Annotated in this window: 1 protein-coding gene and 1 other annotated feature; the gene reads left to right on the top strand. The window is 53.9% G+C overall.

Annotated features, from left to right (window positions below; all coding sequences use genetic code 11):
• Nucleotides 1–53 precede the first annotated feature (53 nt).
• A protein-coding gene (locus AC1931_RS15410) for an IS3 family transposase (protein WP_483878162.1) occupies nt 54–1,267 on the top strand; the annotation gives its coding sequence in 2 pieces (ribosomal slippage) (nt 54–342 and nt 342–1,267; 1,215 coding nt in all).
• Nucleotides 329–445, top strand: a sequence feature (AL1L pseudoknot). It overlaps the preceding gene by 117 nt.
• Nucleotides 1,268–1,307: the final 40 nt, after the last annotated feature.

Here is a 1,307-nt window from a genome sequence, read left to right as displayed (position 1 = left end):
GACTGAACCGCCCCGGGATTGTCGGAGACTCCAAACTTTGAGAGTATGGGGTCATGAATACAAACAAGAGATACAGTCCCGAGGTTAGAGAGCGCGCAGTCCGGTTGGTCCTTGAACAGCAAGGAGAATATCCTTCCCGCTGGGCTTCCATTTGTTCCATTGCCGGAAAGATAGGTTGTACTCCTGAAACTTTACGACGGTGGTGCAGAGAGACCAAGAGTTCGCAATCGAATGACTCAGGGTCGCCGAGTGAACGAGAGCTGCTGAAGAAACTGGAACGTGAAAATCGTGAGCTGAAGCGAGCCAACGAGATCCTGCGTAAGGCTGCCGCTTTTTTCGCTCAGGCGGAGCTCGACCGCAAACCGAAATAATGGTCGCCTTTATCAATGAGCACCGAGCCGAATATGGGGTCGAGCCGATCTGTGCCCAGTTGCCGATCGCCCCATCGACGTATTACCGCTATAAGGCTCAGGAGGCTGATCCCTCTAAAGTTCCGGCGCGGCATCACCGGGACCAGGCTCTCAAGCTGCAGATCAAGAGAGTCTGGAATGAGAATCACCAGGTCTACGGAGCCCGCAAGGTTTGGCTGCAGTTAGACAGAGAGGGGGTCATTGTTGCCCGCTGCACCGTTGAGCGTTTAATGCGAGCAATGGGGCTGCGGGGTGTTATTCGTGGGAAAAAACAGATCACCACGATCAGTGATCCGAAGCAGGACCGTGCTCCCGACTTGGTAAAGCGGATATTCAAGGCCAGCCGCCCCAACCAGCTCTGGGTGGCAGATTTCACCTATGTGGCAACCTGGTCCGGCTTTGTTTATGTGGCCTTTGTCATTGATGTCTATGCCCGCTGCATTGTTGGCTGGCGGGTTTCGACGTCCATGAAGACAGACCTGGTTCTCGACGCACTGGAGCAGGCTCTCTGGTCTCGGAAGAATTGCCGGGAACTGACTCACCACAGTGACCGTGGCAGCCAGTATCTTTCAATTCGGTACACAGAGCGTTTAGCTGAAGCAGGAATCAACGCTTCGGTTGGCACAACCGGAGATTCCTACGATAACGCATTGGCGGAGACAATCATCGGACTTTACAAGACAGAGGTCATACACCATCGCGGACCTTGGAAAGGCCGTGAGGCTGTTGAATACGCGACGCTGGAGTGGGTGGATTGGTTCAATAATCGTCGGTTGCTGGAACCGATTGGAAATATTCCCCCGGCAGAACGAGAGATGGAATATTATCGGCTAGAGGAGTCAAGCGAGGCAGCCTGACTCAAACGAAAACTGTCTCCGGAAAACCCGGGGCGATTCA

It is taken from the genome of Pelovirga sp. C15f, assembly GCF_057178085.1.
This window is presented reverse-complemented; position numbering and strand designations above follow the sequence as displayed.